Origin of the sequence: Thalassolituus sp. UBA3500, assembly GCF_002377545.1 — a bacterium.
Taxonomy (GTDB): Bacteria; Pseudomonadota; Gammaproteobacteria; order Pseudomonadales; family Oceanobacteraceae; genus Thalassolituus.
This window is the reverse complement of the sequence record NZ_DFQB01000058.1, coordinates 39980-60403: the sequence shown is the minus strand read 5'-3', so window position 1 is coordinate 60403 and position 20424 is coordinate 39980. Positions and strand designations below refer to the sequence as shown.

Genomic DNA, 20424 nt, shown 5'->3' with positions numbered 1-20424 from the left:
TGTATAACGTCAAGAATCGTTTGGTTGCATCAGGGGATGTGCTGAGGCCCCCGTAAACTCTGGCCTGGTCGAAGAAAAACTGGTTGTAGCACAATTAGTAAATACGTAAGAAATCTGTAGTCTTTATCTGATATGTTGTTGGTTATGATATAACATAAATTGTCGTGAATAACTTTTATTCGTAAGAAAATCGTCATTTACGCTTCCTAAGCTCACCTCGCTTTTAATTTTCGGATAGTCCGATTTGAACTTGAGAACAGGTGAGTTATGACCACTAAAATGAAATTACTCGCTGCTGTAATTGCTGCTTCCGCAGTCAGCTCAGTAGCCCAGGCGGCGCCCGCAGTGCCTGCCCATCAGGCCGAAAATGCCTGGTTCAGTGATGCAGAATCCTCTGTAATGACTAAATCTTCAATGGATCTACCTTCTGCTAATGCCAAGAATGTGATTCTTTTCGTTGGCGACGGCATGGGTATTTCTACACTGACTGCTGCCCGTATTCTTAAGGGGCAGAAAGAAGGTCAGGATGGAGAGGAAGGCTATCTATCATTTGAAAGCTTCCCATATTCTGCGCTGGTTAAAACCTACAACGTCGATGCACAGACGCCTGACTCCGCTGGCACTATGACGGCCATGGTTTCTGGCGTTAAGACTGACGTCGGTACAATCGGTGTGGACGAAGATGTCATCCGTAGTGATTGCTACAGCGTTGCCGGAAACGAAGTCGTAACTGCGTTGGAACTTGCTGAAATAAAAGGGCTGTCTACCGGTGTTGTATCAACAGCCCGAATTACACACGCGACTCCTGCAGCGACTTATGCGCACTCTGCTGACCGAAACTGGGAAGATAATTCAGATATGCCTTCTGCAGCGTTCGCTTGTGAAGATATTGCATCGCAGCTGGTCAATTTTGAAGACAATCTTGAAGAGCGCTACCCAGGGGTAGATGTTGATGGTATCGAAGTCGCGATGGGCGGCGGACGTCGTCACTTCTTGCCTAAGGACGCTGCATTCAACTCTGCAGACGCAGTCAGCTCAACGGAAGGTGATCGTACTGATGGTCGTGATCTGACCTCTGAATGGCAAGAAGCGTATCCGAACGGTACCTACGTAATCGATCAGTCTGGTTTTGACGCGCTTGATACTGAGTCTACTGAACGTGTTCTTGGTTTGTTCAATGAATCCCACATGCAGTACGAAGCAGACCGCGAGAACGATGTCGCCGGTGAGCCGTCAATTGCTGAGATGACAGAAGCTGCCATCAATATTCTAGATAACAACGACAAAGGATTCTTCCTGATGGTTGAGTCGGGACGTATTGATCACGCACACCACGCAGGAAATGCCGCCGGTGCACTCGAAGATACACTGGCGTTCGCTGACGCTGTTCAGGCTGCGGTTGACAGCACTGACCCAGAAGAAACTTTGATTCTCGTTACTGCTGACCACAGCCATGTATTCACTATCGCAGGCTATCCAAAACGCGGTAACCCGATTCTGGGCAAAGTCGTACCGGTAGGTGGTGAATCCCCTGCGCTGGCATCTGATGGACTTCCATACACAACGCTCGGCTACACCAATGGTCGCGGCATGATGGATCTCGGGCAGGAAACTGATTCGGATGCGGGTTATAGCGAAGCAATTAATGCGGGTCGTCAGGACCTGAGCGCAATCGATACAGCAACGCCGGGTTATCACCAGGAAGCTCTGGTTCCAATGTCTTCTGAGACCCACGCTGGTGAAGATATTACATTGCACGCGACAGGCCCAGGCTCTCACTTGGTGCAGGGCGTTGTTGAACAGAATCTGGTCTTCCAGATTATTGGCCGCTCTTTAAATCTGCTGGCTGACTGAGACTGAGGAGAAAATGATGAAACTTAATTTATTACACACAGCGATCGTTGCCGCAGCAATGACGCTTGTTGGTTGTGCCGGTGAAGATGGAAATGATGGTCGTGATGGTGTCGACGGTCAGAATGGAGTGAATGGTTCAAATGGTGTTGATGGTGCACCGGGTGCAGATGGTGCACCTGGTCTGGTAGAAGATTTGCCGTTTAAACTTTCCGATGTTCTGGCAAATACCAAAAACAATGACTGGTACATTCAGGCGTCTCAGAAAGTAGCAAGCACTCAGAGTGCGGTGAATACAATTATCGAAGAGGCTGGCGAAGCGAAAAATATTATTCTTTTCGTTGGTGATGGTATGGGTGTTTCAACCGTCACTGCATCCCGGATTCTGGAAGGACAGATGAAAGGAATGTCGGGTGAAGAAAATAGCCTGAGCTTCGGTAATTTTCCGTTCAGTGGTTTATCCAAAACTTATAACGTCGACGCTCAGACTCCAGACTCCGCAGGTACAATGACTGCAATGATGTCGGGTGCAAAAACGGATGTTGGTACCATCGGTGTAGACGAAGATATCGCACGTGGTGATTGCTCATCTGTTGCAGGTAATGAGCTGGCGACGGCACTTGAGCTGGCCGAGATTGCAGGTATGTCGACCGGGATCATTTCTACCGCTCGTATTACGCATGCAACACCTGCTGCAACATACGCGAAGTCTGCTGACCGTAACTGGGAAGATAACTCTGATATGCCAGAGACAGGCGCAGAGGGTTGCGCCGACATCGCTTTGCAGCTCGTCGAATTTGAGGGAAATCTGGAAGCGCGTCACGCTGATTCTATGCTCGATATCGATGGTATCGAAGTTGTGATGGGTGGTGGTCGTCGTCACTTCCTGCCAAAACAGGCCGAGGCTAACAGCCCGGATGCTGTCAGTGCAGTTGAGGGCGATCGTACTGATGGTCGTAACCTGACGAATGAATGGTCTGCTCAGTACAATGCTCCGGGAGACTTCTACGTTTATGATCAGGCTGGCTTTGACTCTATCGACCCAGAACTAACTACCCACCTTTTTGGTTTGTTCAACGAGTCACATATGCAGTATGAAGCAGACCGTGCAAACGACGTCGCTGGCGAGCCATCTTTGGCAGAGATGACCGAGAAAGCCATTAAAATCCTGGATAATAACGAAGAAGGCTTTTTCCTGATGGTTGAGTCGGGTCGTATTGACCACGCTCATCACGCAGGCAACGCCTACAACGCACTTCAGGATACGATTGAGCTGTCTGAAGCGGTGGCTATCGCAGATGAGCTGACCAGTAATCGCGATACGCTGATTATTGTCACTGCCGACCACGGCCATGTATTTACTATTGCAGGCTATCCGAAACGTGGTAACCCAATTCTGGGTAAAGTAGTCGCCGTTGGTGCTGACGAGCCAAGCCTCGCATCTGATGACATGCCATATACCACTCTGAACTATATGAATGGTCGCGGTCACGTTGCTGTTGATCCATCTGAAACGGATGCGGATGCGGGGTACGGTGCTGCCATTAACACAGGTCGTGTCGATCTGTCTGGTGTCGACACAACTGCTCCAGGCTTCCACCAGGAAGCTCTGATTCCAATGAGTTCAGAAACGCATTCAGGTGAAGATGTCGGTATCTATGCGAAAGGACCTGGTGCTCACCTGGTTTCAGGTACGAATGAGCAGAGCATTATTTTCCACGTGATGAACTTCGCTGGAGATCTGGCTAATCGTGCCGATGCTGTTGTAAATCAGCCTTAACACTGCTCAATAGTTCAAGGGGCCTTACTGGCCCCTTTTTCCGTTTAAATAAATACAGATTGAAGATTATGAAAACACTTATTACTTTGAGTCTCACGGCCATAGCCGCTTCGGCCTCAGCTGCAGTTACTGCAAGCGACTGTGTTTCTCCAGTTTCGTTGGAATATCAGGTAACGTCACAAGGAAATACTAAAGAGATCGCTATTCACAGAGCTGGCAGGGAAGTTGTCCGTGAAGATCTGACAACCGGCGTTGTTGAGTATTGGTATCACTCCCCTGCAGGCCGCCTTAAGTTGATTCGCTACGTTGATTCTGAAAAGCATGGTATTGAATATCAGGCCGAAGACTTCAGAGGGAATGAGGATCGGGTCTGGCAGGAAATATCTCTGGCAGTACCTGCGGATGTTCGTGACAGCATGACACTGGTATCCAAGCAGGGCAGCGGTTGTGAGCTGGTAGAAACTTGGGAATCAGAGGCGCAGAAAGAAAAGCTTGTCTGGCTACCTGCCCAGCAGATCGTTGTAAGCTATGAAAATCCGGTTCTCGCATGGTCGTTGACTGAGCAAGGTGATTCTGGGCTTCAGCAGCGTTTGGTTTCGAGAGACGATTACACTCTCATAGATTTTGCTGATATCGGTGACTCTGAGGAGAATCCATTTGTGAAGAAGATGATCAATTGGGGCTTTGTGGAACATGGTGCCAGTGGGTTCTACGACGAGCACGGTCATGCAATTGAAGGGCATGGTCACGCTCACTGATTACATTGATGAAAATAAAAAGCGTGCTGCAACGTCCGGATACGCTGCAGCACGCAAACTGTTTATGGATGGTCAGTGATAATGACTGACCAGCCCATTAACTTCCTGCACCTCATCCCAGTTCAGCCGTATGTCATAGCTGTAGCGAAATTCATTTTTTAAAGGAGCTATTTCGGCATCGATATTCTCTATGACGTTGCTGGCAGGGGAAAGTACAACATCTCGACCAAAGATGTAGCTCTGCTCTTCAACAATACGCTTGTATGCTTTATTCAGAGCCAGCGCCCGGTCGCGACTCGGAGTGATCAGCTCATACACTGAATCTGCCGACTTAACTTTTTCCTTGTTAACCGTTCCGTTCTCAAAGTATTTCTTCTGCATCTCTTTGTTCTGTCGGAATTCATCACCACCGCCCACACGTTCAAAGTAGGTCAGGTACTCACCCTGAGTTTCATTGATGGTAGGGACATCTTTCATCGCTTTCAGGTCGATGTAACCCCAGCCGTCTTCGCCTTCCACTTTACGGGCAAAAGAGAATGTCTGATCAATCGTACTACCGACCGTTTTATGGCAGCCATTGCAGAATGCCATTTCCTGTTTGTTCTGCTTACGGAGTTCACCATGTTGATCTTCGATGTAGGCATTCAGTGTCCAGCCAAAGCGGTTATCTATGCCTCGTTCACCAATGTGAACGGTCAGCGGAAGGTTACCCAGGTGCTTTTCCTTGGCTTCGAGAAAGTAAGCACTGCGGAGCGCAACAGCAGACTTGAGTTGATGCTTCTTCATGTAGCGTACTTCTTTCATACGCTTGGGTACGAAGATATCACCATCATTGTTTACACCGACATAACGAACAGTGTGCAGAAACTCTGTTCCTTCAGGGTAAAGCATATCTTCGACCGGAATATCTGAGGCATCACCGAGATAGTTACCTGAACGAACCAACTCAGAGACATTCTCGGTCAGAACACCGTCGCCATTAACATCAGAGCCGATGTCACGTTCGTTCACCGTAGGAATTGAAATACCACTGAGCCGTTTCATTGTCAGCTCCAGAAGTGATAGGTTCGCGAAGTACAGAGCCTCAGAGTATTTTCCGTCTATTTCGCGGAATTCTGCGGGTAAACGAATCATGACATCGTCAGTAGAACCATTTGTTGGCCAGAAGGCGCTAGGGAATGGTTTGTAGTTAAATGCGATCCAGTGACTACCGTCGCGAGCGACCCCTCGTTCATCAAATGCTTTCACCGGATCTGCCAGGTTCTCCAGGAACATAGGGGGAGCAGCAGACTCTTCGCGCTGACTCTCGCGCTCTATCCAATCAGAGTAGTTGTCTGTATTTACCCAATTGAGAATCTGATCATCGGGAATATTTTTGATTTCTTCGCTTCTGTCTTTAAAGAGATTCTTCCAGCTGTTTGTCATCCCCGCATCTGAGAAATCGTAAAGGCCTTGCAGATAAACGTCTTTCATTACATTCGGACGATCATCGGTGTACGTCTGGTGACAGACATAACAAGGGTTATTCTTACCATCGGTACGGGTATAGCACTGAGGTGGGATGACGGCCTCAGGGTTATAAATTTCATCGTGCTCAATGTACGCCGTTGCAGGGATGTCATCCCCAGGCTGATAGGCAGGCTGAACTTCGTCTGATAAAGCTGTTTCAGATTTTTTTATTGTTTTGGTATCTGAATGGGCTTTGAAATGAGTATCTACGTCTTGATTACACGCGCTTAGTAATGGCAGTAGTACCAGGATTCTAATCAGGTTTTTCATACTTACATCCGGAAAGAAAATAGGGGGAGAAAGCTCTCCCCCTGAAAGGTCTTACATATTTGTACTAATACTTTGTCTTACTTATGGTGTGGCTCGTACATCCACAGAGTGTTGTTTTCCTGGAAGCCATCTTCACCGATCAGAATACGACCGTCCTGCATAACGATAACGTTGTCAGGTTGAGACAGGTTGTCCACATCACAACGCTCTGCACCATCCAGTGAACTGCGGTAGGTCGCACCCATCACAACTGGTTCAATACGGCTCAGGCTGTAATCTGAATCGATCAATGCACGGAATACACCACCACAATCTTTCACGCGACCAGAAAGTTGGATGTCGCCTTCTCCGTCGATCATGGTGTTATCAATATCAGCGATACCCATGTACATGTATGCGTTCTCGACTTCTTCACCCGGAATCAGGTCGATGCCTTCAATGGCTTCCTGAACTCGACCAGCATGAATGCTGATACCTTCCAGCTTGCGCCATTCTGCCGTTGCACCCAATTGCTTAGCGGCCTGACGTGATTCGAGGAAGGCTGCACGGTCATCCATTGGCTGACCCGCAGTGACTTTGCCGCCACCGTTTTCTACGGTTGGGTAAGTAGTGTTCGCAGGGCGACCTGAAACTACCCAGGCTGCCCAGGCTTCAACGTCTGCAACCGTCATATAGCTGGTTTCGCCATCGACATAGTCTTCAGTGCTGATACCATCAAACTCATCAACCCAAGCTTCGATGGTTGAGTTGTCAGAAGTCGCAAGCTCTACCCAGTCAACATCAAAGCCTGTAACCGCTGGATCATTTACGCCCGCATCCTGAGTCAGCTTAGCGCCGTATAGCGTACCAGAGCTCAAGTCTTCAGCTGTGTCAGCAACGAACTTAAACAGAACGCCACCCGTGTCATCCTGTGAAGAGTAAACAGTGCGACGGTCTGGCATAACGACCGAGTTTTCATGCTCGTAGCGGCCAATGGTGAAGTGTTTAACCGGTACAGGCGTTGGTGAAACAGCGTTGGTGATCTCAACGATGTAGCCGTAATCGTACGGGTTAACAGGCTCATCCATCAGCTGCCAGAAGCGATTCAGACGATCGTTGTTGGCCACTTCTTCAGGGTCGTTCCAGCTAGCGTAAGTGGTCGAGTTAACATCAGAGTTCACGATCCACTCTTCAGATGTCAGTGGTGTATTCCAAGGTGAAACAGAGCCGAAACAGTTAGCACCCGTACCTTTTACGTTTGCAAAGTTCACCATCATGGCATCTTCTACAGACCATTCGCCAGAAGCGGATTTGCTCAGCCCGATACGGCTCATACCACCCGGATACTCTTCCCAGTTAGTGAAGAGGTAGCCAGTGTTTGCACCTGTAGATACGAAGCCATTGAAGTCTGGCATGTCGTTTTCAAGGATCAGAGCGTCACCAGCGAGATTATAAATATGACCCAGCCCTTCGCTGAGCTCACCCTCGTATTGGTCGCCAGTCTGACCAATAACACGGTAAGAACCGTAAGCTGTCTGAATCGTCTGGCGCTCGTAGTCAGACTCAGGAACCGCTACTGAAATCAGTGTGTTTGGCAGATTATTAAAGCTAACACCCTCTATCACACCAACGGTACCTGTGTTGTAAGCGACACCGTTGTTATCAGTTTCCATGTTGCTACCTGCTGGGTGTTGCGCATTGAAGAACAGATCACCGTCTTCGGTCAGAAACAGCCCCGTTACTTCAGCACCGGAAGGTACAGTCGCGATGCGCGTCAGAGTACCTGCACCGGCGTCAGCATTCGCACCATCTTTACCGTCGGCGCCATCCTGGCCATCTTCACCGTTGGCACCATCTGAGCCTGGTGCGCCCGGAGCTGCGTCAGGCGAAACTCCGTTCTGGCCATTCAGTCCATTCAGACCGTCGCGACCATCGTCACCATCTTCTCCACCACAAGCAGTCAGCAGTGACGCTGATGCTACAGCGATTGCTAATAATTTCAGTTTCATCACGGTTCCCCAATATTGCTTCGTTATAGGTTTCAGGAGCGCTCTGGCTAAGTGTGGTCTGTGACAGAAATGTTTAACTTCTGTAACCCAGGTGGTGAATTATTTATTACAAAAAATGCGGATAAAAAGGCATGGGTATTAATAAATATGTAAAATCCAAAGGTTAATGTTCTAAGGTTTTTAGTAATGGAAATAACGATGCGCAGTGTTTACGTTGGTACTCTAATCTCTCTTGTTATTTCAATGACTGGGTGTCTCTATGAGACTAAAAACGAAGCACCACTGGACTTCTTACCTCAGGATAACGCCTGGTTTGTCGAGGGGCGGTCTGCCATAAAAAGTAAACGCGAAGTTTTACGAGAGACTACACCTGCCAAGAACGTGATCTTGTTTGTTGGTGACGGCATGGGAATATCAACAGTCACAGCCGCCCGAATCTACGCAGGACAGCAACAGGGCATGAGTGGTGAGGAGAATCTGCTCAGTTTTGAGAAATTTCCTTTTACTGGTTTAAGTAAAACCTACAATGTTGATGCTCAGACTCCTGATTCAGCAGGCACTATGACCGCAATGATGTCTGGTGTTAAGACGGACGCCGGTGTTATTGGTCTGGCTGAGAGCGCAGAACGTGGTCTTTGTCACCGTGTGGAGGATGAAGTCCCTTCGGCTCTGCTTCTCGCTGAGTTAGCCGGTAAGAAAACTGGGATAGTCACGACAGCTCGCTTAACCCATGCGACTCCGGCGGCTACTTACGCATATTCTTCTGAACGCAACTGGGAAGATATTTCGGATATGCCGGAAGCTGCAGTTGAAGCAGGCTGCGAGGATATTGCTTCGCAGTTTCTGAGTTTCAGGCAACGTACTTTGCAAGACTATGGTGTCGCGGTAGATGGCATCGAACTCGCTTTTGGTGGCGGTCGTCGACATTTTCTTCCTGATGATGTTCAGTCTAATACCCCCGATGCCAGAAGTACGGTAGAAGGTGATCGTACTGATGGCCGTAATCTGATGGAAGAATGGAAAGCCCAGAATCCGCAAGGTCAACTGGTTATCGATGAAGAGGGGTTTAATCAGTTGAGCAGTACTCCTGTGTTGGGGTTGTTTGAAGAGGCGCATATGCGGTTTGAGGCAGATCGCAACCAGGACACATTAGGGGAGCCATCACTTAGCCAGATGACAGAAAAAGCGATTAAGTTGTTGTCAGGCAGTGAGGAGGGGTTCTTTCTCATGGTGGAATCCGGTCGTATTGACCATGCGCACCACGCCGGAAATGCGTTTAATGCGCTCAATGAGACCCGAGAGTTTTCTGATGCTGTTGCTCTCGCCGAGTCTATGACTTCTCCGGAAGATACTTTGATTATCGTTACTGCTGATCACAGTCATGTATTTACCATTGCAGGGTATCCTAAGCGCGGTAATCCTATTCTTGGTAAAGTCGTTGCGCCCGGTGAGACAGAACCCACCATGGCCGGTGATGGCCTGCCGTATACTACGTTGGGTTATATGAACGGTCGCGGACATCATCACCTGGGTGGTGAAACAGACGCCGAACTTGTATACGAAGAGCCAATTAATGCAGGACGTAAAGATATTACCGGTATGAATACGGAGGCCGCTGGTTATCATCAGGAGGCTCTGATTCCACGTGATTCAGAAACGCATGGCGGTGAAGATGTGGCGATTTATGCAACAGGTCCGGGGGCCGCAATGGTGTCTGGCGTGAACGAGCAGAACGTCATTTTCCATGTCATGGATCGTGCTGCCAACCTATCCGGAAAGGCAGCAGCACGCCTCAGCGCAAAACAATAACCTTCAGGATTTTACGATCCGGTAGCACGGATCATATTTTCCACTGATTTTCATTCGGCCATGGTCAACCATGGCTCGCAGTAAACGGTCCATACCGTCGAGAATATCTGCGTCGCCGTGAATTTCATAAGGCCCATGCTTACGCACCAGCTTAACGCCATCGGCCTTCACGTTACCGGCCACGATACCTGAAAATGCTCTGCGCAGATCTGCGGCCAGCTCATGGAACGGAGCATCGTGCGTTAAACGAAGGGTTTTCATGTTGGCGTGGGTCGGTTCAAAAGGCACCTGAAAATCATGATCGATTTTTAAGGTCCAGTTGAAAAAGTAGGCGTCGTTGTTATCACGGCGATACTGTCGGACAGCTTCCATCCCGGCTTTCATTTTTCTCGCAACAGTGACCGGGTCGTTGATCACCAGCTCATAGCGAGCCTGAGCCTCTTTACCTAGAGTGTCGCCAATAAAGCGGTTGATGTCTTCAAGGTAGGCACGGGTTTCTTCTGGGCCGGTAATGATCAGAGGGAAGGGGATATCCTTATTAGCCGGGTGCGATAGAACACCCAGAATATAGAGAATTTCTTCGGCGGTACCTGGGCCACCAGGGAAAATAATAATCCCGTGTGCCATACGCACAAAAGCTTCCAGCCTTTTCTCAATATCGGGCAGGATCACCAATTCATTGACGATCGGGTTAGGTGATTCGGCTGCGATAATGCCTGGCTCTGTGATACCGATGTAACGACCGTCACGAATGTGTTGTTTCGCATGGCCAATCGTTGCACCTTTCATTGGCCCCTTCATGGCACCCGGGCCGCACCCCGTGCCTATATGAAGGCCGCGAAGCCCAAGTTCATACCCGACTTCTTTGGTGTATTGGTATTCGTTAGGCGGGATAGAGTGGCCGCCCCAACAGACGACCAGTTTAGGTTCTACATCGGGTTGAAGCAGGTTGGCATTACGCAGCACATGGAAGACAGCATTAGTAATATCTTCGCTTTTATCGAGATCAAAACGGTGGGCTTTCAGGATGTTTTCTTCCGCATAAAGGATGTCCCGAAGTACAGAAAAAAGCTGTTCACGGACACCCCGGATAATTTGATCATCAACAAACGCGCTGGTTGGCGCACCACTGAGTTGTAACACAATGCCGCGCTCTTCCTGCTCTACGGTAATGTTGAAGCTCTTATAGCTTTCTTCCAGTCGCGTGTAGTCATCCTCAAGGCTACCTGCTGAAAGCACAGCAAATGAGCAGCGGCGAAGCAGTTCATGTGCGCCACTGCTGACGTCCTTGAGTTGTTGGATTTCATACTGTGAGAGTACGCGCAGGTGCGTTTTCGGGTGGATCAGCTCATATTGTTTAGCCAAGTCAATTCTCCTTAATACCCTCAAAAGGGCATATCAGGCCCACAGTTCAAGCGGGCCATATTCACTGAGCAGGTGCAGTAAATCACTGCGGGTGATGATACCTGTCAGTTGCTCTTCATTGTTGAGCACAGGGAGAGCACCGATATGATATTCCGTCAGAAGTCGTGCTGTCTGTCGTATGTCGGTGCTTTCGGCTGTGCAATACACGGGTCTGACCGCCACTGTCATTACAGAGTCCTTTTCTACAGAGCGCTGTTCGGCGAGAGCCCTTAGTATGCGGCGGTCTGAAATCAATGCCTGAAGATTCTCGTGTGCGTCGATGATCGGAAGATGATGGATATCGTGTTCCCGCATCAGTTGGTATGCGTCACCGATCGTTGTTTCCTGACGAATGGTAATAACATGCCGGTTCATGATGTCAGCGGCGAAAGCGACGGTCTGGGGAGCGTGCTCCTGACGTTCGGTGGTACCTTCGGGGGAGTAAATCAGATCGTCGGACGACGTTGGCTGCTCGGGTTCGTGCTCAATCCGGGAAACTGCGCCCGCTTTCTCTACAGGAGATACGCGTCGGCGCGGACTGTGAATGGGCGTTTCAACTCGACGCCCCATGTCGAAAACGATTAATCCCATCGGCTGCTTTTTCAGGCTTCTGAACTTAAAGTATAGCGCGTCCGATGGGTAAAACCTCTTACTCAGGTCTCAGATGTGGTGAGCGACATCATCCAGACGGCCAAGAATCCCATCGGCATAGCGCATCACGAGAAACGGAACCAGGCGCGCATTGGTATCGGTTGCTGCTGTTTCGATGAACAGCCACTGACTATGAATTTTGCTAAGTTGGCGCTTAGCTTCGTCAGCCGAGACACGGCTCTTCATGTCGGCGATGCCGCGTTCAAATTGCTGGCAGAGTACTCGGATATCAACGTTATCAATCGTCAGTGGTGCACCCATGGAGGAGGCAGCGCGTTCGATGTAACGTTCAACCACCTCGAGCAGCAGGTTTTTCTGCTGACGTTGCCAGAGCGTGAGCTCTGATAGGCTGAGCTCATTTTCCGCCAATATCTGGTCAGAAAGCAGTTCAAGTTCTTGCAGCATGGCGCGTTGGGCTTTGCGCATGAGCGTGACTACTTGAAGCTCAGGGTAATTGCTTTCGCGGATTTCAGTGATGTTCTCGTCGAGCAGGCTATTGAATTCATCCCAGTGGCTCTGGATGCCTTGCGTTCTGGCAGGGTAGTTGGCACCTAAGTCTTCCAGCAGCAGATTCTTTTGATGAAGGACTTCTTCACGATGACGCAATACTTCCTCAACAAGTTGAGGATTCCCCTCATCTGCCTGGACGTGATAATACTTAAGAAGCAAAATCTTAGCACTGGTACTCAGTTTGAAAACGCTTAGCTCGTCTGCCAGCGTTGAAGCATGGGCAGGTAAGCTAAAAAAAAGGCTGAGTAAAAGTGTCCTTAGGAGTAACATAGATCCGTCTCTGTTTAGTTCTGAACAGTCATTAGAGCGTCAAAGAGTTGACCATGAAAGGCCTCTGGATGCAAGCTGGTGGCTATCGTTATTGAGTGATGTATCACATTATGGAAAGAGTATTCAGGCTGACCATCTCCTGTCCTGACAGGGTCGGCATCGTGGCTAAAGTTGGCCAGTTTTTTTCAGGGCATGGTGGTTGGATTGTTCAGGCAAACCACTATTCAGACCCGGTTAGTGGGCGCTTCTTTATGCGTCACTGTATCCGCGCAGACTCCCTGCCGTTTGACGCTGATGGGCTGAAGGAAGCTTTTGCCCCGATATCCGACGAATTTGAGATGGACTGGCAGCTGAGCGACAGCGGCTCGCCGAAGAAAGTCATCCTCATGGCCAGCAAGCAAAGCCATTGCCTGGTGGACCTCTTGCATCGCTGGCACAGTGGTGAACTTGAGTGTGATATCCCTTGTGTGATCTCAAATCATGACGATCTGCGCTCACTGGTCGAGTGGCATGGTATTCCGTACTTTCATGTACCGGTTGATAAAGACAACAAGGCGGAGCACTTCCGTCGCGTGACGGCGATTATCGAAGAACATAAGGCCGACACCATTGTGCTTGCGCGCTACATGCAGATTCTGCCGCCAGAAATCTGCGAGCAGTACGTCGGTCAGGTAATCAACATTCACCACAGCTTTCTTCCGTCGTTTGTTGGCGCTAAGCCCTACCACCAGGCCGCAGAACGCGGTGTAAAACTGATTGGTGCGACCTGTCATTACGTGACACAGGAACTGGACGCCGGGCCTATCATTGATCAGGACGTAATCCGCATCAGTCATAACGATACGGTTGAAGACATGGTGCGTTTAGGAAAAGACGTTGAGAAATCAGTGCTGGCGAGAGGGGTGCGGAGTCACTTAGAAGATAGAGTATTACTTCACGGCAACAAAACCATTGTGTTTTAAAGCTAGCTGCGTTGTCACAGCGGTGTTAAAAGCCTTCTCGAAATGCTCATTTACTAAAGTAAACTCCGCTTTCTCGAAGATTTTTGCCTTGCTGTGACGGCCTCGCTGACGCTTTAACTGGTACAAGTGCTCCGTTTCTTTGGCCCGTTTTTGACGCGCTCTGACTTCTTCGGCGACGGCTCAGCTTTGAAGCTAGCTACGCTTTATCGAAGATTTTTGCCTTGCTGTGACGGCCTCGCTGACGCTTTAACCCGTTGGATAGCTGCGTTGTCTCAGCGGTGTTAATAATCTTCCCGAACTGCGAGATACAAAAAAGCCGGCGTTAAGCCGGCTTCTTCGTTTGAGCTGCTATCAGATCATTTCGATCGCAACGGCAACTGCTTCACCGCCACCGATACACAGCGCTGCAATACCTTTTTTGCCGCCAGTGTTTTTCAGGGCATTCATCAGGGTCACGATCAGGCGTGAGCCAGTAGAGCCAACCGGGTGGCCCTGTGCACAGGCACCGCCGTAGATGTTTACTTTCTCAGCATCCAGCCCGAATGCGTCGATTGGCATCATGGCAACCATCGCGAAGGCTTCGTTGATTTCCCACAGATCAACGTCGTCCTTGCTCCAGCCGGTTTTGGCCAGCAGAGTTTCAATGGCACCACAAGGTGCGGCCGTGAACTCAGATGGGTGCTGAGAGTGCGTGCTGTGCGCAACGATACGAGCAACCGGCGTCAGGCCTTTTTCAGCAGCAACGGATTCACGCGCCAGTACCAGTGCTGATGCACCGTCAGAGATAGAAGACGCATTTGCTGCGGTGATGGTGCCGTCTTTGGCGAACGCAGGGCGCAGTGAAGGGATCTTCTCAATGTTGGCATTGAATGGCTGCTCATCCTGATCAACGACTGTTTCGCCGCGGCGGCTTTTTACGGTTACCGGCACGATTTCAGCCGTATTGTGACCAGCTTCGATCGCTGCTTTCGCGCGGTTCAGAGAGCGGATCGCGTATTCATCCATCTGCTCACGGGTATATTCTTTCTTGTCTGACATGTCCTGAGCGAAAGCGCCCATCAGCTTGCCAGTCTCAGCGTCTTCAAGACCGTCGAAGAACATGTGGTCTTTGGCCTGATCACCGTGACCCATACGGTAGCCACCGCGCGCGTTCTCGAGAATGTAAGGCGCCTTAGACATGGACTCCATGCCGCCGGATACCGCGATATCAACAGAACCGGCTTTGATTGCATCATGAGCCATCATGGTGGCTTTCATGCCAGAGCCACAAAGTTTGTTGATGGTGGTTGCGCCAGTGTTATCCGGCAGACCTGCCTTGCGCATCGCCTGACGTGCAGGACCCTGACGCAGACCAGCAGACAGTACGTTACCCATGATAACTTCCTGAACATCAGCTGGTTGCAGGCCAGAGCGCTTCACTGCTTCTTCAATTGCGATAGCACCAAGCTCGGGTGCAGAGACTGAACTGAGGCTGCCCATAAAGCCGCCCATTGGGGTACGGGCACCAGCAACAATTACAACGGAATCCTGATTGGACGACATAGGGATCTCCTGTTCGGGAATGAGGGTTGGTTTAAAAGGGCGCCTATTCTATGACAAAGGGGTGCGTAAATCCTATCCCCCGGTTTGGTAGGTTGGCCGATCTGGACTATGGTTGATTACGATCAGATACAAAATGCCCCGGTTTAAGGAGGCGAATCATACTTTCGAGTGATGAGGGTATGAGTCGACGGGATTATAGTCAGGTGATTGCTGATATCCGCAAGGGATGTGTGTACCAGCGCATTTGAATAACCATAACAACACATTACAGGTACATGTATGGTGAAGAAGACTTTACTCAGTCTGGCCATCGCAGCCACAGCCGCAGGTCTTGCGGGCTGTAAGACTGGCGGTGATTATAAAGTTGATACCGGGGCAGTGACTGCCGGTTCTCCGGGGTCGGAGGTATCGCGTGTTTCTCCTATTTTCTCTGCGGGTGGCGCGAACCTTCCTCTGGCTAACGATTTTCTGTTCGCGGATGCCGCTGAGACCGATGGCACAGCGAATACCAGTGATACAACTCCACCAGTAACTACCGCACTGAACAAACTTGATGGCTTTTCCACTTCTGCTGCCATTTACGTTAAGTTCAATGCCGAGCTGGATGCAGACACTGTTGCCGCGGGACAGACTGTCCTGCTGGTGAAACTGAAAAACAGTGAAGATAACGCTGCGATTGATCCACTGGACATCAGTACTATTGTTGAAAACGAAGGTGATAACCCGTTTGCAGCAGATCAGCCGGTGGCTGGTACCGATTACGAAGCACGGTTCATTACAATGGATGGTGGCTCTACGCCAGCGATTCAGATTCTCCCTAAAACGCCTCTTGATCCAAAAACTAAGTATCTGGTGGTTCTGACTGATGCACTTGAGTCAGCAAGCGGGGTAGATGTTGGTCCGTCTGCTGAATACGACCTGGTTACAAGCGATCTGGAGCTGCCTGCGCCTAGTTTGCAGCCAGTTCGTGACGCGGTTCAGGCATGGGAATCTCTGGCAGGTGCTTTCCTGAATGGCGCGACCTCTGGCCAGGTGACCCAGGATAACATCATCCTTAGTTACGCGTTCACAACGACTGGTACCACGGACGTGCTGCATGCGATGGCTGCTCCGGCGACCTTCCTGACTACTCAGATTACAAGTATTGCCGCTGCTGAGGCGACTATCTCTGCGTCTGTAATTGCTAAAGAGATTAAAGATGGTGCAGATCAAACAACAGCTGAAGCAATAGCTGAGGGAACACTCCTGACGATTGCACAGGGCGTGGCAACTGCCATTAATACCCAGGCGGGCATGACGGTTATTCCTGTAGACAGTAATACTCGTGATGCTCTTAAAGCCAGCGAGACTTTCTCTCCAAACTACTATCAGGGCCTGATTACTACGATCGCTGATGGTAGCGGAGCAGGCGTAGATACGATTGTTGATAAGCCTGCGTCCCGTACTTATACGCCGATTACGGCGGATGGTTCTACAGCGGTAGAGATCTCTTACGATGCTTTCCTTACAGTGGCACTGCGCCCGGGCGTTGAAGAAGCGAACCCGGACGCAGATGAGTCAACTGTTGACGCTATTGTCGCAGGTCAGGTGTCAGCAATTTCATCTGGCGGCTCGATTCTTCAGGGTGGTCTGACGATACCTAACTTCCTGCCTCTTCCTGAAGCAGGTACAGCGGATGCGGACCTTGGTAGCTGGTCTGGTAGCAACAATGCTGCCCTGGCACTTGGGCTCGAAAGTGCTCCTGCCGACGCCGACGGTAGCATCAACGTTACCTGGCGTTTCCCGTACGCAGACAAACAGGGCGATGTGACTGTCCCTGTATTGGCTATGATACCAGATGCTTCCTGTGATCCTGATGGTCCGGGGCCGGCTTCTGGTAAGCCTGCTGATGGCTGGCCAGTAGTTATCTATCAGCACGGCATTACCGTTGACCGTACTGCAGGTCTTCTGGTGGGTAACGCTCTGGCTTCGGCATGTATCGCTACCATCGCGATTGACCACGTAATGCACGGTATTGCTCCACTGAACGACGGTGAGGCGAACAGCCTGCGTCTGTTTAACGTCGAGCAGGTTGCTGCATCTGATGCCGCCACCAATAGCCCATTTGCTGCAGCACGTGCAGGTGTTATCCAGGCGGTTGGCGCTGAAAACGTTCCTGGCCTCGCTGCTCTGGCTGAGCGTCACAATAACGTAGGTAAGGCCGCCGATCAGAGTAATGTAAGCATGGTTTTCCAGGGTGCTCTGGACGCTCAGGGTAACCCAGTGACTGCAGCCTCGGTCGGTGAATCCGGTGACCTGTATATCAACCTGAACGAATTTGCGCGTACCCGCGATGCAATTCGTCAGACGGTGCTGGACATGCTGAATGTTGCCGCATCCATTGACGATATGGATGTGAACTCAGATGGTACAGCGGATGATCTTGATCCTGCCAATGTGTACTTCGTAGGTCACTCTCTGGGCGGTATTGTCGGTGCGACCTTCCTGTCTGTTGCTAACGACACTAGCGTTCGTGCGTACAACTCAAACATTCCGCAGATCAAAGCGGCTGCTCTGGGTAATCCAGGTGGTGGTGTCGTGAAGTTGCTGGAAAACAGTGCTCAGATTGGTCCACGTATCATTGCTGGTCTGGCAGCTAGTGGTGTTGAGCAGGGTTCGGACAGCATCGAAAGCTTCTTTGGGGTTTTCCAGGCCATGCTGGACTCAGCTGATCCGATTAACTTCGCTGCCGGTACTGCAGATGTGCCAGTGCTTGTTTATGAAGACGTAGGTGTAACGGGTGATGCTGATGAACCGTCGGATCAGGTTGTGCCGAATAATGCAGAAACAGCGACGCTTGCAACCTCAGTATCCTTCCTGGCTGGTACAGATCCTCTGGTAGCTGAGATGGGTATCGACACTCTTATTACGAAGGAAGAGGCGGAAACCGGAAGTGTGATCAGTCCTGATCCTCAGTACTACTACCCAAGCACTACTAACGACGCAATCGTTAGGGCGAATGTACGTGTTGCTCAAGGTACACACGCGACTTTCTCTTCGGCAGACCCTCAGGCGGTATTTGCTGAGATCTATCAACAGATCGGATCTTTCTTTGACCCTTATGGCGCGACCAAACTATCTGGTCTTGCGGGTGATCAGCAAGGTCTGATCATTGAAAATACGGCTGTCCTTGAAAGCACCGGTAATTGAGTTGCGGAGAATAAAAATCATGAATAAAGCAATTTATCAGATGTTTAAAAAGACTCCGCTGGCTCTGGCCATGGCGGGAGCAGTCACGTCAGCTCAAGCAATTGAGTACAACGTTGGCGAGTTAAATATTCAGCTGGCAAACACAGTGTCCTATGGTATTGGCTGGCGTGTTGATGAGCGTGACCGCTCTCAGATTATGCCAGGTAATGGGAATGCGATTGGAGAGAACACCTCCGGTGCATCGTACAACTACGACGACGGTACGCTTAACTACGATCAGGGAGACATTTATACAAATGTCTTCAAGTGGAGCGGCGATCTCGAAATGAGCTACCGCAACTACGGTGGTTTCTTCCGTGCCCGTGCTTACTATGATCACGCGATTATGGATCAGGACACTGAGTTCAAACAGTTGAACGAAGAAACTGAAAACGCCGCCGGTCGTGGTGCTGAACTTTTGGATGCTTTTGTCTGGGCAGACTATGACATCAACTACGTGCCTGTGACCTTCCGTCTTGGTCGTCAGGTTCTTAGCTGGGGTGAAAGTACCTTCATTCAGGGTGGCATCAACAGCGTTAACCCAGTGGATGCCTCCGCATTCCGTAAGCCGGGTGCCGAGCTGAAAGAGGGACTTCTTCCGGTCAACATGTTCTATACCTCGATTGGCCTGACGGGTGAGATCACTCTGGAAGCTTTCTATCAGTTGGAGTGGGATCACACACGCAGTGACCCGTGCGGTACATTCTTCTCAACGGTTGATTTCGTAGCCGACGGTTGTGGCCCGGTTATTCTGGGTGGTACGGCTGATGAACGCGATATCCTCGCGTTGCGCGATCTGGAAGTGGACACGGGTGTGCCGCTGGCAAACCGCGTGGCACCAGTAACAGAGCGGATCGAAGATGAAGAACCGAGCGACAGTGGTCAGTACGGTATGGCTGTTCGTTGGTATTCAGAAGCGCTGGGTGATACCGAATTCGGTTTCTACTACATGAACATTCATAGCCGCCTTCCATACATCAACGGTGTTATCACGAACCAGGACCGCCTTGGTGTTCTGACCGGTACGCCGGATATGGAAGTGAATGAAGATGCTTCATATAACACGTATCGTCCGCTGTATCAGATCGCTTATCCAGAAGACATCAAAATTGCGGGTGTCTCGTTTGCGCGTAGTACCGCAAGTGGTGCATCTATCTCGGGTGAGATCAGTTATAAGCCAGATATGCCAGTTCAGTGGAACGCATTTGAGCTGATTCTGGCGGGTAACGGTGCTCCGTGGAGTCGCCTGTATCAGCAACGTGCTGAAGAAGCAGGTAATGCTGCTGACCTGTACGGTGAAGTTGGTAAGGGCTACGACGAGTTTGATATCTGGCAGGCACAGTCAACCTACATCATGTTCTTTGATCGTGTGTTAGGTGCAGACCGTCTGGCGCTCGTTGGTGAAGTCGGCGCGACCTACATCCCGGATCTTCCGGACACTGATGATGCCCGTTATGGCCGCTCAGGTGCCTACGGTATTGGTAACAACGATGGGGTCTATGAACCTGGCGGTGATACTAACTATTGTATCTTTGGTGGCACGTCAGCAAACGTGAACTCGGACTACTGTACCGACGATGGTTACACCACCAAGCTGTCAGGTGGTATCCGTCTGCGCTCTGGCCTGACGTACAACAACGCCTTCGCGGGTGTAAATATGACGCCTAACCTGTCGATTGCTTACGACAAGGGTTACGGTCCAGAGCCAGGTTCTCAGTTTATTGATGATCGTCTGACCGTAGGTCTGGGTGTGTCATTCCTGTATCTGAACCAGACATCCGTAGACGTGTCATACACTAACTTCTCGGGTGGCAAATATAACCAGTTGAAAGACCGCGACAACATCAGTCTTTCTGCTAAATATTCATTCTGAGCAGTTGAACAAGTTACAC

13 protein-coding genes are annotated in these 20424 nt (G+C 50.2%); 7 read left to right on the top strand and 6 right to left on the bottom strand.

Features of this window, described 5'->3' with window-relative positions; translation table 11 throughout:
* Positions 1-267: 267 nt before the first annotated feature.
* The 3 genes from B2R29_RS14050 (at position 268) to B2R29_RS14040 (ending at position 4389) form a co-directional block, all read left to right on the top strand.
* A complete protein-coding gene (locus tag B2R29_RS14050; RefSeq protein WP_301181645.1) occupies positions 268-1854 on the top strand; it encodes an alkaline phosphatase in 1587 nt (528 codons plus the stop codon).
* 13 nt (positions 1855-1867) lie between these two features.
* Positions 1868-3631 carry an alkaline phosphatase gene (locus B2R29_RS14045; protein ID WP_301181644.1) on the top strand — a complete coding sequence of 588 codons (1764 nt, stop codon included), beginning with the start codon at positions 1868-1870 and terminating at the stop codon, positions 3629-3631.
* A 68-nt stretch (positions 3632-3699) separates the two neighbouring features.
* Positions 3700-4389 carry a hypothetical protein gene (locus B2R29_RS14040; protein ID WP_301181643.1) on the top strand — a complete coding sequence of 230 codons (690 nt, stop codon included), beginning with the start codon at positions 3700-3702 and terminating at the stop codon, positions 4387-4389.
* Positions 4390-4461: 72 nt separating this feature from the next.
* Here the strand turns inward: B2R29_RS14040 and B2R29_RS14035 are convergent, their stop codons facing one another.
* Together B2R29_RS14035 and B2R29_RS14030 are read right to left on the bottom strand one after the other, a co-directional pair.
* Positions 4462-6168, bottom strand: a complete 1707-nt coding sequence (locus B2R29_RS14035; RefSeq protein ID WP_301181642.1) for a hypothetical protein — start codon at positions 6166-6168, stop codon at positions 4462-4464.
* Positions 6169-6245: 77 nt separating this feature from the next.
* A complete protein-coding gene (locus B2R29_RS14030) occupies positions 6246-8156 on the bottom strand; it encodes an alkaline phosphatase PhoX (RefSeq protein ID WP_068439188.1) in 1911 nt (636 codons plus the stop codon).
* Between the two features lie 186 nt (positions 8157-8342).
* Here B2R29_RS14030 and B2R29_RS14025 point away from each other — a divergent pair, with 186 nt between their 5' ends.
* The gene (locus tag B2R29_RS14025; RefSeq protein ID WP_297531181.1) at positions 8343-9965 is read left to right on the top strand and encodes an alkaline phosphatase; all 1623 of its coding nucleotides are present in this window, start codon (positions 8343-8345) and stop codon (positions 9963-9965) included.
* A 3-nt stretch (positions 9966-9968) separates the two neighbouring features.
* Here B2R29_RS14025 and ppnN read toward each other — a convergent pair whose 3' ends face one another.
* The 3 genes from ppnN to B2R29_RS14010 form a co-directional block, all read right to left on the bottom strand.
* Positions 9969-11330 (bottom strand): nucleotide 5'-monophosphate nucleosidase PpnN, encoded by a 1362-nt coding sequence (ppnN, locus tag B2R29_RS14020; RefSeq protein WP_301181641.1) that lies wholly within the window; start codon positions 11328-11330, stop codon positions 9969-9971.
* A 33-nt stretch (positions 11331-11363) separates the two neighbouring features.
* Positions 11364-11960, bottom strand: a complete 597-nt coding sequence (locus tag B2R29_RS14015) for an HPP family protein (protein ID WP_301181640.1) — start codon at positions 11958-11960, stop codon at positions 11364-11366.
* A gap of 69 nt (positions 11961-12029) precedes the next feature.
* Positions 12030-12800: a hypothetical protein gene (locus B2R29_RS14010; protein WP_301181639.1), complete on the bottom strand. Its 771-nt coding sequence runs from the start codon at positions 12798-12800 to the stop codon at positions 12030-12032.
* Positions 12801-12910: 110 nt separating this feature from the next.
* On the opposite strand from B2R29_RS14010, the gene purU reads away from it, so the two are divergent.
* On the top strand, positions 12911-13762 hold the full coding sequence (gene purU, locus B2R29_RS14005) for a formyltetrahydrofolate deformylase (RefSeq protein ID WP_301181638.1): 852 nt from the start codon (positions 12911-12913) through the stop codon (positions 13760-13762).
* A 351-nt stretch (positions 13763-14113) separates the two neighbouring features.
* On the opposite strand, the gene B2R29_RS14000 is transcribed toward purU, so the two are convergent.
* Positions 14114-15304 (bottom strand): thiolase family protein, encoded by a 1191-nt coding sequence (locus B2R29_RS14000; RefSeq protein ID WP_301181637.1) that lies wholly within the window; start codon positions 15302-15304, stop codon positions 14114-14116.
* A 279-nt stretch (positions 15305-15583) separates the two neighbouring features.
* Between B2R29_RS14000 and B2R29_RS13995 the strand changes: the two genes are divergently transcribed.
* Together B2R29_RS13995 and B2R29_RS13990 are read left to right on the top strand one after the other, a co-directional pair.
* Positions 15584-18493 (top strand): hypothetical protein, encoded by a 2910-nt coding sequence (locus tag B2R29_RS13995; RefSeq protein WP_301181636.1) that lies wholly within the window; start codon positions 15584-15586, stop codon positions 18491-18493.
* A 19-nt stretch (positions 18494-18512) separates the two neighbouring features.
* Entirely contained in the window at positions 18513-20405 is a 1893-nt protein-coding gene (locus tag B2R29_RS13990) for a DUF1302 domain-containing protein (protein WP_297531189.1), read from the top strand.
* Positions 20406-20424: the final 19 nt, after the last annotated feature.